Raw genomic sequence first — 13,671 nt, 5'->3', positions numbered from 1 at the left:
CCCGCCCCCCCCCCACTCCCCCCACCCGCGGGCGGGGCGGCGGGGCCCCCCCCCCCCCCCCCCCCACCGCTCCATCCGCTCTTTCATTTCTGCGGAATCGATAGCGGTTCAGGCAGCTTGCGCTTCTTGCGGGGCTGATCGGCCGGCTCTGTCGGCTGCTCGGTGAAGCCCTCCAGATCGGATACCTCCTCCACGTCGCGTTCGATCTCTACCGGGCTGACCACATAGGCGGTGGTGAGTTCTGCCACCGAGCGCAACGCGTGGACATGGATGCGCTCGTAACCATGGGACGAATCGACGCCGAAGGCGATCAGCGCCGTGCGCACATCGTGCCCCGCCTCAATGGCGGAGGCCGAATCCGAGCGGTAGTAGCGGAAGATATCCTTCTGGTAGCGGATATCCTCCTCGCGGCACAAATCGACCAGCTTCTTGGTCAGATGATAGTCGAAGGGACCCGCCTGGTCGGCCATGGCTATGGTGACGCCGAATTCCGACGAGTTCTGCCGCGGCGCCGTGGTCCCATTGTCAATCGTGACCATCGAGGCGATCTCGGGCGTGACAATCGACGCCGCGCCGACGCCTACTTCCTCGGCGATGGTGAACAGCCAATGGGTGTCGACCGGCAGAACCGCATCGCCGCGCATCAGCGCCTCGAGCGCCGCCAGCGCGATGGCAACACCGGCCTTGTCGTCGAGATGGCGCGAGGCGATGAAACCATTGTCCAGGAATTCGGGCTGCGGGTCGATGGCGACGAAATCGCCGACATCGATGCCGAGGCCAAGCGTGTCGGCGCGGCTCCATGTCATGGCATCGATGCGCAGTTCGACATGCTGCCAGCCGACCGGGGCGGTATCAACCTCGTCGTCGAACGTGTGGCCGGACGATTTCAGCGGCAGGATGGTGCCGCGATAGCTGCCTTTCTCCGAATAAAGCGTGACGCGGGCGCCCTCGGCAAACCGCGCCGACCAATTGCCGATCGGCACCAGTTCCAGGCGGCCGTTCTCCTGCACGAACTTGACCTGCGCGCCAAGCGTATCGAGATGGGTGATGATGGCGCGGGCGCCCAGCCTGCGGCCGCCGCGCACGACAGTGCGGATCGCGCCGCGGCGCGTCAGCTCCGGCTCCAGGCCCAGCTTCTCCAGTTCCTCCGTGACATATCGCACGATGGTATCGGTATAGCCGGTGGGACTGTTTATCGACAAAAGGGCCTTGAGCTGACCAACCAGATAGTCAACGTCGATTTTCAGGCGCGTCAAGTGCTACTCCTTGGGAGCCAGCGCCTGCTTCGCCGCCTTGGGCCCCGAACGGGGAAACAGAAGATCAACGAAGCGTTCGGCGGTGGGCTGTGGTTCATGATTGGCCAGACCCGGCCTTTCGTTCGCTTCGATGAAAACATATTCGGGACGGCTTGGCGACTGCACCATCAAATCTATCCCCACGACGGGAATGTCGATTTCGCGCGCCGCACGGCAGGCCGCGTCGACCAGCGTGGAGTGGACCTCCGCGGTGACATCGTGGATGGAGCCGCCGGTGTGCAGGTTGGCCGTCTTTCGCACAACGACCTCCACGCCCTCGGCGGGAACCGATTCCAGACTGTATCCGGCGCCTGCCAGACAGCGCTCGGTCTCGCTGTCGACAGGTATGCGGCTCTCGCCACCGGTGGCTGCCTCGCGCCGGCGCGACTGATGGCGGATCAAGGTTTCAATAGTCCTTCGTCCGTCGCCGATCACGCATGGCGCCCGTCTCACGGCTGCGGCCACCAAGCGATAGTCGATGACGACAAGGCGCAAATCCTCGCCGTCGAAGCACGATTCCAGCAGCACGCGCTCGCAGATCTTGCGGGCGCCTTCGACGGCCACGGTCACGTCCTCGATCGTTTCCAGGCCGACTGCGACGCCCTTGCCCTGCTCACCGCGCGCCGGTTTGACCACCAACCGGCCATGACGCTTGAGGAACGCTTCAATATCCTTGCGCGGGCTGTCGGCGTCGAGTTGCTCGGGCACCTTGATATTGGCCCGCTCGACGATGCGGCGGGTGACGGCCTTATCGTCGCAGATCGACATGGCGACCGCGGAAGTCAGTTCCGACAGGCTCTCCCGGCAATGGATGGACCGCCCCCCGAAGGAAAGGCGGAAGAAGCCGCCCTCGGCATCCGTCACGTCGACGGCCACGCCGCGCCTGTGCGCTTCGTCGACGATGATGCGGGCATAAGGATTGAGGAGATCGAATTCGGCCGGCGGGTGGGTGAACAGCTTCTCGTTGATCGGGTTCTTGCGCTTCACCGCGAACACCGGCACGCGGTGGAAACCGAGCTTTTCGTAGAGCGCGATGGCCTGCTCGTTGTCGTGCATGACCGACAGGTCGAGGAAGCTCGCACCGCGCGCAGCGAAGTGCTCGGCCAGCCTGCGCACCAGCATTTCGCCGACGCCCGGATGTCTGGTCTGCGGATCGACTGCAAGACACCAGAGCGAAGCGCCGCGCTGGGGATCGTTGAACACGCGATGATGATCAATGCCGGTCACTGTCCCGACTATATCGCCGGTCTGCTCGTCCTCCGCGACGAAATAGGTGACGGCGCGGCTGTCGCGCTTGGTCCAGAAGAAATCAGGACGCACCGTCACCATGCCGCGGCTCTGATAGATGGCGTTGACCGCCTCGGCATCTGCCTCGGATGTCAGCCTCCGGATGAAATAGCCGCGCGTTTGCCGGCGGCCGGTGCGATATGTCGACAAGTCCAGCCGGTAGGTGTGGGAGGGGTCGAGAAACAGTTCCTGCGGGGCAATGGCGAGCAGCACATGCGGATCGCGGATATAGAAGGCAATGTCGCGCCGGGCCGGCCCCTCGCCGTGCAGGGCCTCGGCGATACCGTCGTTAGTCTTGAAGGTCTGTGCAAAGATCAGCCGTCCCCAGCCGAGGTCAAGCACCGCATCTCGGTCCGCTGCAGCGTCTCCGCTTTCGCCGCCGATGGCGGGCTTCATGGACTCGTCGCGCAGCCGCTTCAGCCGGTGACCCAGAGCCTTGTCGGTACGGCCTCTTGCCGCGCGCGCGGCATGCTCGTCGTTCTTGGCCATCGCTCAAATTCCATGGGTCTGCAGCCACAGTTCCAACAGGCCGACCTGCCACAGTTCGGACCCGCGCAGCGGCGTGATATGATCGGCCGGCGAAGCGTAAAGACGGTCCAGATAATCTTGCCTGAACAGCCCTCGGTCCCGTGCGCTTTGCGAGCTTAGCGCATCGCGCACCATATCGAGATAGGGTCCGTCGACATATTTGAGCTGCGGAACGGGGAAGTAGCCCTTCTTGCGGTCGATCACCTCGGACGGCACGACCTGCCGCGCAACATCCTTGAGAATCCCCTTTCCGCCATGTTTCAGCTTTTCCTCCGGCGGGATGCGGGCGGCGAGTTCGACCAGTTCGTGATCGAGGAAAGGCACGCGCGCCTCCAGCCCCCAGGCCATAGTCATGTTGTCCACGCGCTTGACCGGATCGTCCACCAGCATGACCGTCGAATCCAGGCGCAACGCTGCATCGACGGGAGTGTCGGCGCCGGCGCGTGTCAAATGGCCGGCGACCAGCGCCCGGCTGACATCGGCCTCCTCCATCCATTCGGGTGCAAGCTGCTCCGCCAGCCTCCCATGCGACCGGTCGAAGAAGACCTTGGCATAATCGTCGACCACGTCGTTGGAACTCATCAGCGGCGGATACCAGTGATAGCCGCCGAAAATCTCATCGGCTCCCTGCCCCGACTGCACGACCTTTATATGCCTGGAGACCTCTTTGGACAAAAGGTAGAAACCGACATTGTCGTAGGAGACCATCGGCTCCGACATGGCGGCGAAGGTACTCGGCAGCGCGCCCATCAGTTCGTCGGAAGGCACGAAAATCTTGTGATGGTCGGTGCCGAACCGTTCGGCAATGAGGTCGGAATAGACAAATTCATCACCCTTCTCGCCATTGGCTTCCTCGAAGCCGACCGAGAAGGTCATAAGCCCCGTCTGCCCCGCCTCGGCCAGCAGCCCGACGATCAGGCTCGAATCGACCCCGCCCGACAGGAGGACGCCGACCGGCACATCCGCCACCATGCGGCGTTTCACGGCGAGCCGCAGCGCGTCCAGAACACGGTCGCGCCACTCGTCCGCCGAAAGCGACGTCATGGACGGATCGCGTGCAAAGGGCGGGTCCCAATAGACCCGCTGACGGCTGCGGCCGTCGGCCTCGATCACCCGGATGGTGGCCGGCGGCAGCTTGCGCACGCCGTTCAGGATCGTGTGCGGCGGCGGCACGACGGCGTGGAATGTCATGTAATGGTGAAGCGCTATGCGGTCTATCGAAGTGTCGACATCGCCCCGCGCTACCAGCGCCGGCAGGCTGGAGGCAAAGGCGATGCGGCCGGGCGTTTCGGCGAGGTAGAGCGGCTTGATGCCGAAACGGTCGCGCGCCATGGCGATGCGCCCCGTGTCCCGTTCTCGCAGGACAAAGGCGAACATGCCGTGAAAGCGCTCCACGCATTCCTCGCCCCAGGCGTGCCAGGCCTTCAGGATCACTTCGGTGTCGCCAGTGGAGAAGAACTCGTAGCCCTTGTCCTCCAACTCGGCACGCAGTTCGGGGTAGTTGTAGATGCAGCCATTGAAGGCGATGGTCAGGCCGAGATCCGGATCCTCCATCGGCTGACGTGCCTTTTCGGAAAGGTCGATGATCTTGAGCCGGCGGTGGCCGAAGGCCGCAGCGCCGTGAATGACGATACCTGCTCCATCAGGTCCGCGGGGCGCCAGGCGATCCATCATTTTAGAGAGGGCTATGGGTGACGGTTGGGAACCGTCAAACTTCAATTCTCCGCAAATTCCGCACATATGAAGCGGCCGGTGCCTCCTGTGAACGCGTCGTCTTGATCAGGATCGAATGCCCGTTTGGTTATAGTTCCAATGATTCCATGTCAAATTGACGCCACCGCGCCCAAGAAGGGAATGCGCCAGCGGCGGAACGGTTCCGCGCAGACGGCCTTGAATGTCGCAAGCGCTCACCGTGGCATTTTGCCCTGTGCTAAAGCATGGACGCGGTTGGGAGCGCGCATTATGATCATGGCGCCAAACCCAGGAAAGACATTATGAATTACCAGCGGTTCTTTTCCGAGGCGATCGAACAGTTGCACGCCGAGCGGCGCTATCGTGTCTTCGCCGATCTTGAGCGTATTGCCGGCCAATTCCCGCGTGCCGTATGGCGTTCAGGCGGGCAGGCACGCGAAATCACCGTCTGGTGCTCGAACGATTATCTCGGCATGGGCCAGCACGAGAGCGTGATCTCGGCCATGCGCGACGCGGCCGGGCGGATGGGCTCCGGCGCGGGCGGCACGCGCAATATTTCCGGTACGAACCATCCGCTGGTGGAGCTCGAAGCCGAGCTTGCCGACCTCCATGGCAAGGAGGCCGGGCTGGTCTTCACGTCCGGTTTCGTTTCCAACGAAGCCTCCATCTCGACCATCGCCCGACTTCTGCCGAACTGCCTGGTTCTTTCCGATGAGTTGAATCATGCCTCGATGATCGAGGGCGTGCGCCGCTCTGGCGCGGAGAAGAAGATCTTTCGCCACAACGATCTCGCCCATCTGGAAAGCCTGCTTCAGGCGGCCGGGGGCGAGCAGGCTAAGCTTATCGTATTCGAATCCGTGTACTCCATGGATGGCGATATCGCGCCAATCGAGGAGATTGCCGACCTCGCCGACAAATACAATGCGATGACCTATATCGACGAAGTGCACGCCGTGGGCATGTACGGCCCGCGCGGCGGCGGCATCACCGAGGCGCGGGGCCTTGCCCACCGCATCGATGTCATCGAAGGCACGCTTGCCAAGGCGTTCGGCGTGATCGGCGGCTATATCGCCGGTTCCGCCTCGGTAATCGACGCGGTCCGCTCCTATGCGCCGGGTTTCATCTTCACGACCGCCCTGCCGCCTTCAATCGCCAGCGCCGCGGCGGCATCCATCCGCCATCTGAAAACCTCGAACGCAGAGCGCGAACGGCACCAGCGGCAGGCACAACGCACGAAAGAGGTGCTGGCGGCAGCGGGTATGCCGGTTATGCCGTCGGAGACCCATATCGTACCGCTGCATGTCGGCGACCCGGAGCTTTGCAAGCAGGCAAGCGACCGGCTCCTGGACAAGCACGGCATCTACATCCAGCCGATCAACTATCCGACCGTGCCGCGCGGCACGGAGCGGCTGCGCATCACGCCGACGCCCTATCATGACGACGCGCTGATCGACGCCCTCAAGGAAGCGCTGATGGAGACCTGGGAGGCATTGGGCATCCCCTTCACCGAGACGCAGCCTGGCCGCGTCACGCAGACCGAGCGCGTGGTGCCGCTGGTGGTTTCGAAGTCAGGCGGGTAAAACAGTTCAAGGACCGGCAGGAACCGGTTTTTCCGTCCGGAATTGTGTAAAATCAAATAGTTATATCATTTACCGTTTCGATGAAATGGTAGAATGACCTGATCGGCGTTCCCCGATCCAGCGCGCCAGACGCGTTGCTGCCTCCTCCAACTGGTCCGTGCGGCGGTTGAAACACAGCCGGAAGAAGCCTTCCCCGCCCGCGCCGAAGGCGGTGCCGGGCGCAAGGCCCACGCCGGTGGCATCGACAATCTCGATAGCCGCCGCCCGCGCATCCTCGATGCCGTCGATAGCGAAGAACAGGTAGAACGCGCCTTCCGGCCGCGCGAGCCTTACACGGCCGGTCGCCTGCAGAATATCGGATACTCGGCCGCGCGCGATATGAGCGCGCTCGACCTGTTCTCTGATGAACCCGTCGCCCTCTTCCAGCGCGGCCTGCGCCCCACGCTGCATGAATTCGGCCACGCCCGAAGTCGAATACTGCACGAGGTTTTCGAAAACCTGCTTGAGCGCGGGATTGGCCTTCACCCACCCCACGCGCCACCCGGTCATCGCCCAGTTCTTGGAGAAGGAGTTGACGTAAAGGATGCGGTCGTCCGCCTCGGCGATGTCATGGAAGGACGGGGCGCGGTCGCCGCCATAGAAGAACTTGGTATAGATCTCGTCCGCGATGATCCACAGGCCATGCCTGCGCGCCAGGTCGAGCAGCGCCTTAAGTGTCTGCCTGTCGGCGGTCCAGCCCGTCGGATTGGCGGGCGTGTTGACGAAGAGCGCGCGGCTTCTGCCGGTGATTGCCGCCTCCACACGCGCAATGTCGAGGCTCCAGCCGTTCTCCGAGAAATCCAACAGCACCGGGACGGGCCTGCCGCCGGCAATCCCGAGCGCGGCCGGGAAATTGGGCCAGGCGGGCGAGAAGTAGACGACCTCATCGCCGGCGCCCGCCACCGCCTGGAGCGCAAGCTGGATCGCCTGCATGCCTCCGCCGGTTACGATGAATTCCTCCGCCGCGTAGGCCTTGGCGAAAGTTCGGGCGTGATAGGCGGCCAGCGCCTGCCTCAGATCGGGAATGCCGCCCTGCCATGTGTAGAACGTGTCGCCCGCCGCCAGGCTGTCGGCGGCGGCCGCGCGTATGAAATCCGGCGTCGGCAGGTCGCCCTCGCCCACCCAGAGCGGGATGAGATCGGGCCGGCCGCGCGCGTGGTCCACCACCGATACGATACCGCTACGCGGTGCCTCGCGCGCTTCGTCGCGCAGCATTTCAACCAGGTTCATACGAGGGGCTACCGTTGAGATCTATCGTTTGGCGAGCAGATCGCGGATTTCTGTAAGCAGTTGAATGTCCTGGGGCGGAGCTTCCGGCGCGGCCGGCGTCTCGGCTTCCTTGCGGCGCAGATTGTTGACGCCCTTGATCATCAGGAAAATGATCCATGCCAGGATCAGGAAATTCACGGCGACGGTGAGGAAGTTTCCATAGGCCAGCACCGCTCCCTGCTCCCGCGCCGCCGCCAGCGTGGGCGCCGTCACCGACGCCGACAGCGGAATGAAATAGTCCGAAAAGTCGAAGCCGCCACCGGTAACCGCACCGATGATCGGCATGATGACGTCGTCGGTCAGCGATTTCACAATCAGCCCGAAAGCACCGCCAATGATGACGCCCACGGCCAGGTCCATGACATTGCCGCGCGCAATGAATTCCCGGAATTCGTTCAGCATTTCCCGCTCCGCTTTCATGGATCAAGAGGTTTTGATCCATCTCCTCGTTGGAACATGATCTTTCCCGAAAAAACGACCCCACTTTTCGGATCATGCCCTAGTCGCTAACCACGAGGGCGCCGCGGCGCCCGCATCTGCGGGAACGAGAATAGCAAAAGCCCGCCAATAGGTAAGAAAATCCTTGTCGCAATGCACAGTTGCGCGGTCTGACATCGGGCGAAAGAAGCATTGCGCGCCGTCAAGCCCTGTGCTTGGCTTTTCGGACAAGGGAGGGCCGCCGTGCAGGGGTGGGTCATTGCGATAATCGCCATTGGCTACGTCACGCTTCTGTTCGTGATCGCCAGTGTCGGAGACCGGCGCGCGGCCGCGTCGGAAGGTGCCGTTGCGCGGCCTTTCATCTATGCGCTCAGCCTGGCCATCTACTGCACGTCCTGGACCTTCTTCGGCTCCGTCGGGCTCGCTTCGGAGCGAGCTTTCGAGTTCCTGGCCATCTATATCGGGCCGGTACTGGTGTTCCTCTTCGGCGGCCGTCTCCTGGTCCGAATCGTCCGCCTGGCCAAGAGCGAGAAGATCACCTCCATCGCCGATTTCCTGGCCGCCCGCTACGGCAAGAGCTTCGCCGTGGCCTCGGTCGCCACGCTGATCGCCACCTTCGGGACGATCCCCTATATCGCGCTGCAACTGAAGGCCATCTCGGACTCCGTCAATCTGATGGTGGTTCATTATGACGGCGCGCCGCCGGTGGTTGACCTTTTCATCGGCGACATATCGCTGCTGATAGCGATGCTTCTGGCGCTGTTCGCCGTCCTCTTCGGCACCCGGCATGCCGACGCCACTGAGCATCAGGATGGGCTCGTGCTGGCAGTGGCCGTCGAATCCGTCGTGAAGCTGGGCGCGTTCCTGGCCATCGGCGTGACGGCGACGTTCATTATCTTCGACGGTCCGGTCGATCTCGCGCAGAAAACCATGGCCTCGCCGCAAGTTGCGCAGGCTTTCGCCGCGCCTACATCATTGGCGACATGGATGGTGATGACCACGCTCAGCGCCTGCGCCATCGTGATGCTCCCGCGCCAGTTTTACGTGACCATCGTCGAGAACAAGAGCGAGGGCGAACTGCGCACGGCGAGCTGGCTGTTTCCGCTTTACCTGGTGCTGATCAACCTGTTCGTCATTCCTATCGCTTTCGCCGGGCTCAGCCTCGTCGGCGACCAGACCAACGCGGACCTGTACGTCCTGTCGCTGCCGCTTCTCGCAGGGCACGATCTGCTGGGGCTCGTCGCCTTTATCGGCGGCCTGTCGGCGGCAACGGCGATGGTGATCGTGGCAAGCGTTGCGCTGTCGATCATGATCTCCAACGACCTCGTCATTCCGCTTTTCGTGCGCCGGCTGCTACGCAACAGCGAGAACGAGGACTGGGCGTCGTTGATCCTCAATATCCGCCGCGCCTCGATTTTCATCATTCTGTTCGTGGCGTTTCTCTATTACCGGGAGACCACCCACAACACGCGGCTTGCCGCTATCGGCCTGATCTCGTTCGCGGCCATCGCTCAGTTCGCACCTTCGTTCTTCGGCGGGCTGATCTGGCGCGGCGCCAATAGCCGCGGCGCGCTTCTGGGCATGAGCGCCGGTTTCGCGGTCTGGGGCTATACGCTGCTTTTCCCGTCGTTTGCGCCGGCCGGCACGGAGATCATAACCAACGGTCCCTTCGGTATCGCCGCACTCAGGCCCCAGAGCCTGTTCGGGACCGTCGCGGAACCGCTGAACCATGGCGTTTTGTGGAGCCTGGCGATCAACTCCCTTTTCTTCGTGCTCGGCTCCCTATCGCGGGTGGCCAGCCCGTTGGAGCGCATTCAGGCAGCGATTTTCGTGCCCCGCGATACCGGTCCGATGCCGAGTTTCCGGCGTTTTCGCACCGCCGTCACGGTCAACGACCTCAAGGACACGATCTCGCGTTATCTGGGCGTGGAACGGACGGAGCGCTCGTTCCTGACTTTCGAGGACCAGCAGGGCATCAAGCTCAAGGGTAACGAGCAGGCGAGCATGCCCATCATCCGCTTCTCCGAGCAGTTGCTGGCAAGCGCGGTCGGCTCTTCGTCGGCACGGCTCATCCTTTCGCTGCTCTTCCAGCGGAACGACAGCTCGCCCCGCGACGCCATGCGGCTACTCGACGACGCCTCCATCGCACTGCAGCATAATCGCGACCTGCTGCAGACCGCGCTTGACCAGATGGAGGAGGGTATCACCGTCTTCGACATGGATTTCCGGCTGACCTGCTGGAACCGGCAATTCCGCACGCTGTTCGGCCTGCCGGATTCGATGGGCCAGGTCGGCGTCTCGCTGGCGCAGATCGTCGGCTTCCTGATCGAGCGGGGAGAGCTCGACCGCGATGGCGAGACCATGCTTCTCGACCAGCTCACCACCCATGGACTGCCCTGGGAAATCCGCCTGCGGCGCAGCGACCGCATCATGGAGATACGGTCCAACGCCATGCCCGATGGCGGCATTGTGGCCACCTACACCGACATCACCGCGCGCGTGGAGGCAGACATGGCCTTGAAACGCGCCAATGAAACGCTGGAACAGCGGGTGGCCAGCCGCACGGCCGAGCTCGTCCGCGTGAACGAGGAACTGGCCCAGGCGCAGATGCTGGCTGAAGAAGCAAATCTCGGCAAGACGCGCTTCCTTGCCGGGGCCGGCCACGACATCCTCCAGCCGCTCAACGCCGCGCGGCTTTACTGCGCACCGCTGCGCGAGAAGGCCGACCGGGACGATCTCCGCAACCTCGTCGACAATATCGAATCCTCATTGGATTCGGTGGAAACAATCCTTGGGGCCGTTCTCGATATCTCCCGGCTCGACACGGGCGCCTTGAAACCTGCCGAGAGCGTGTTCAGGCTGGGTGGGTTGCTGCGGCAGGTCGAGACGGATTTCCAGCCTCTGGCGTCCGAAAAGGGATTGGAGCTGCGGGTGGTCCCCTCCTCCATTACGGTCAGGACGGACCGAAACCTGTTTCGCAGGCTGGTCCAGAATCTCGTTTCCAACGCCGTGAAATATACCCGCAGCGGCAAGGTTCTCGTCGGCGTGCGCCGACGCGGCGAACTGGTGGAGATACAGGTCCTCGACACCGGCATCGGCATCGCCGGCGACGAGCTCAACACGGTTTTTCGCGAGTTCACCCGGCTCGACGAAGGCATGCGCGAAGCCCAGGGGCTGGGCCTCGGGCTTTCCATCGTCGACCGCATCGCGCGGGTGCTACGGTTGGAAATCCAGATCCACTCCGAAAGGGCAAAGGGAACGCGCTTCTCCGTCATCCTGCCGGTGTCGGGGGCGGAAGTGGACGCCGGCGCCGAGCAGCCGGCGATGCAGCCTCGCGCCAACATCCTCCTGACCGGACTCGATGTCCTGTGCATCGACAATGATCAGCGGATACTCGAGGGCATGCGCATGCTGCTGCAGGGCTGGGGGTGCCGGGTTCGCACCCTTGCGGGCACCGCATCGCTGGCGGCGGGGCGGCCGCGTGGCGCGAGGCCCGACCTCATTCTGGCCGACTACCATCTCGATCGCGAAACGGGCCTGGAAGCGGTGAGACGGCTGCGTGATGCTTGGCAGGCCGATATACCCGCCATTCTCATAACCGCCGACCGCACCAGCGAAGTGCGGGCAGAGGCGCTGGCCATGGAGGTGCCAATACTGCACAAACCGTTGAAGCCGGCTGCGCTGCGCGCCCTGCTGATGCGGCATCGCCAGATGCAGACGGCGGCCGAATGAAGCCTTCAAACGCCCTCTGACAGAGGGTCCGTGCCCATCCGCGCAAGCCGGATGACGGCCTGGGTGCGGCTGTCGACGTCGAGCTTTTGCAGCACTGCCGAGACGTGCGCCTTCACGGTTGCTTCCGATACGTTGAGCTCATAGGCGATCTGCTTGTTGAGCAAGCCTTCGGCAATCATTGCGAGAACGCGCGTCTGCTGCGGCGTCAGCGTCTGTATGCGGGCGATCAGGTCCGAGACCTCCGGGTCGCCCTCTTCGCCAAGGTCGATTTCCTCCGGTGTGGATATGGCGCCCTCCAGCACGGATTGCACCGCCTTGCGAATTTCGTCCAGCTTCGCGGACTTGGAAATGAAACCGGACGCGCCGAGTTCCAGCGCGCGGCGGATGGTCTGAGGATTGTCATACGCCGAGACGACGACGATCGGCATGGCCGGGTTGAGGCCGCGCAGCGCGACAAGGCCTGAGAGCCCGCTTGCCCCCGGCATGGCAAGGTCGAGCAGCACCAGGTCGATGTCGGGATCCTCGGCCACCAGTTTCTTGACGCCGTCGAAATCGCCAGCCTCGAGTATCTCGCAGTCCGTGCGGAAACCCGCAAGCGCCTGCTGGAGCGCACCACGAAAGAGCGGATGATCGTCGGCGATCACGAATCGATAGCCCATCGGCAATAAACCTCCCCCGGTCCGGCCGCGCGACTTTTTCGCTTTTTATGACGCAGCCTGCCGGTTGACGATTATGCGGGGAACGGGGAACATTTCAAGCTGATTGCACCTTTCGTGTCGAAAGGAGCTATTGCGCCTGCGGGAACCTGAAGCGCCTATCAGGTTTCTGCGAGGCGCCAGCCATCGAGACAGGAGATGGAGAAGATTCGCGGAGTAGCCTTTGTCTGTATCGGACGCGCCGTCATGTTCGGCGCGCTGGCCATCGGGCTGATAATGATATCCTTCTCGTTCGATCTGGTTCTGGCCCTTTATGCCGGCGCCATACTGACCATGGCGATGTCCGAAATCCTCATCATCAAAGCGATCATCCTGCGCTGGCAAAATCCCCGGCGAACAGAGGTGTGGACGTGTCTGGACCCGTCATCCAGGCCAGTGGGCACCCCGGGCCAGGCCGTTTTCAGGGTGGTTCTGCGCGACGTCTACGGTTTTTTTGCCCGTAACAGCTACACCATCGCATGCTCCTTCTTCGCGGCCTCGACGGTTCTGCGGCTCGCGGGCGTCTCCGGCGTTTAGAGCATCATCGCGAAAAATCATTGCAGGTTTGGCGCGATCGCGCAGAGCCGGTTTCAGGTCTTGCCCGGCTCAGGGGGCCGGTCGCCCGTCTGGTTTTCTTCCTCCAGCCCCTTCACGATGTCCATGAAGCGACGGAAGAAGCGCTCCATCAGGCTCAGCGTCTGCTCGAACTCCTCCTCGCTGGGCAGGTCGGAGCTTTCCCGGCCGGCGCTTCCTCTTTCGAGCGCTTCGACGCGAGCCTCGAGACTGGCCACGCGACCGCGCAGGGCATCCAGATCATTCTCATAGGCCGCACGTTCGTCGGCGGCCAGCGTGCAGACGATCTGGCCGGAACGGTCCTTGCAGATGGAGATCGCGCCCGTCTGCGTATCCATGCGCACATAACCGTCCTCCGCCCTCTCGAGCTGAAAACGCTGCCCGGTCTGGGCGTGGAGTTCGCCGGCGGAAACGAGCGCCCCAAGCGCGACGGTGACGACAAACAGGTTTCGCATCGATGTTGCTCCCTAAAGGTCTCTTCCGTTAAGCGAAAAATGCGCCGCAAATTGGATAGCATAATACCAAGGGAGGCACAGACGGCAC

General features: G+C 63.0%; 10 protein-coding genes. 3 read left to right on the top strand and 7 right to left on the bottom strand.

Annotated features, from left to right (window positions below):
* Positions 1–83: 83 nt before the first annotated feature.
* The 3 genes from N1058_RS05210 to N1058_RS05200 are packed head-to-tail and all read right to left on the bottom strand — an operon-like array spanning position 84 to position 4,850.
* Positions 84–1,256, bottom strand: coding sequence for an osmoprotectant NAGGN system M42 family peptidase (locus N1058_RS05210; RefSeq protein ID WP_265516444.1), 1,173 nt, complete (start codon positions 1,254–1,256; stop codon positions 84–86).
* Positions 1,257–1,259: 3 nt separating this feature from the next.
* Entirely contained in the window at positions 1,260–3,071 is a 1,812-nt protein-coding gene (gene ngg, locus N1058_RS05205; protein ID WP_265516443.1) for an N-acetylglutaminylglutamine synthetase, read from the bottom strand.
* Positions 3,072–3,074: 3 nt separating this feature from the next.
* A complete protein-coding gene (locus tag N1058_RS05200; protein WP_265516442.1) occupies positions 3,075–4,850 on the bottom strand; it encodes an N-acetylglutaminylglutamine amidotransferase in 1,776 nt (591 codons plus the stop codon).
* Between the two features lie 254 nt (positions 4,851–5,104).
* Here N1058_RS05200 and hemA point away from each other — a divergent pair, with 254 nt between their 5' ends.
* Entirely contained in the window at positions 5,105–6,382 is a 1,278-nt protein-coding gene (hemA, locus tag N1058_RS05195) for a 5-aminolevulinate synthase (RefSeq protein ID WP_265516441.1), read from the top strand.
* Positions 6,383–6,451: 69 nt separating this feature from the next.
* On the opposite strand, the gene N1058_RS05190 is transcribed toward hemA, so the two are convergent.
* Positions 6,452–7,651 (bottom strand): pyridoxal phosphate-dependent aminotransferase, encoded by a 1,200-nt coding sequence (locus tag N1058_RS05190; RefSeq protein ID WP_265516440.1) that lies wholly within the window; start codon positions 7,649–7,651, stop codon positions 6,452–6,454.
* A gap of 21 nt (positions 7,652–7,672) precedes the next feature.
* Complete coding sequence (gene mscL / locus N1058_RS05185; RefSeq protein WP_265516439.1) at positions 7,673–8,092, bottom strand: large conductance mechanosensitive channel protein MscL; 420 nt, start codon at positions 8,090–8,092, stop codon at positions 7,673–7,675.
* A 279-nt stretch (positions 8,093–8,371) separates the two neighbouring features.
* Between mscL and N1058_RS05180 the strand changes: the two genes are divergently transcribed.
* On the top strand, positions 8,372–11,860 hold the full coding sequence (locus N1058_RS05180) for a hybrid sensor histidine kinase/response regulator (protein ID WP_265516438.1): 3,489 nt from the start codon (positions 8,372–8,374) through the stop codon (positions 11,858–11,860).
* A 5-nt stretch (positions 11,861–11,865) separates the two neighbouring features.
* On the opposite strand, the gene N1058_RS05175 is transcribed toward N1058_RS05180, so the two are convergent.
* Positions 11,866–12,525: a response regulator gene (locus tag N1058_RS05175; protein WP_265516437.1), complete on the bottom strand. Its 660-nt coding sequence runs from the start codon at positions 12,523–12,525 to the stop codon at positions 11,866–11,868.
* 189 nt (positions 12,526–12,714) lie between these two features.
* Between N1058_RS05175 and N1058_RS05170 the strand changes: the two genes are divergently transcribed.
* Positions 12,715–13,092 carry a hypothetical protein gene (locus tag N1058_RS05170; RefSeq protein WP_265516436.1) on the top strand — a complete coding sequence of 126 codons (378 nt, stop codon included), beginning with the start codon at positions 12,715–12,717 and terminating at the stop codon, positions 13,090–13,092.
* A 53-nt stretch (positions 13,093–13,145) separates the two neighbouring features.
* On the opposite strand, the gene N1058_RS05165 is transcribed toward N1058_RS05170, so the two are convergent.
* Positions 13,146–13,583: a hypothetical protein gene (locus N1058_RS05165; RefSeq protein ID WP_265516435.1), complete on the bottom strand. Its 438-nt coding sequence runs from the start codon at positions 13,581–13,583 to the stop codon at positions 13,146–13,148.
* Positions 13,584–13,671: the final 88 nt, after the last annotated feature.

It is taken from the genome of Nitratireductor luteus, assembly GCF_026162365.1.
GTDB lineage: Bacteria > Pseudomonadota > Alphaproteobacteria > Rhizobiales > Rhizobiaceae > Chelativorans > Chelativorans luteus.
The sequence above is the reverse complement of the archived record's forward strand: the minus strand, read 5'-3'. Positions and strand labels throughout refer to the sequence as shown.

Coding starts and splice junctions, on each gene's coding strand:
- ngg (WP_265516443.1), bottom strand. CDS start 3,071: ATGGCCAAGAACGACGAGCATGCCGCGCGCGCGGCAAGAGGCCGTACC.
- N1058_RS05200 (WP_265516442.1), bottom strand. CDS start 4,850: ATGTGCGGAATTTGCGGAGAATTGAAGTTTGACGGTTCCCAACCGTCA.
- hemA (WP_265516441.1), top strand. CDS start 5,105: ATGAATTACCAGCGGTTCTTTTCCGAGGCGATCGAACAGTTGCACGCC.
- N1058_RS05190 (WP_265516440.1), bottom strand. CDS start 7,651: ATGAACCTGGTTGAAATGCTGCGCGACGAAGCGCGCGAGGCACCGCGT.
- mscL (WP_265516439.1), bottom strand. CDS start 8,092: ATGCTGAACGAATTCCGGGAATTCATTGCGCGCGGCAATGTCATGGAC.
- N1058_RS05170 (WP_265516436.1), top strand. CDS start 12,715: ATGGAGAAGATTCGCGGAGTAGCCTTTGTCTGTATCGGACGCGCCGTC.
- N1058_RS05165 (WP_265516435.1), bottom strand. CDS start 13,583: ATGCGAAACCTGTTTGTCGTCACCGTCGCGCTTGGGGCGCTCGTTTCC.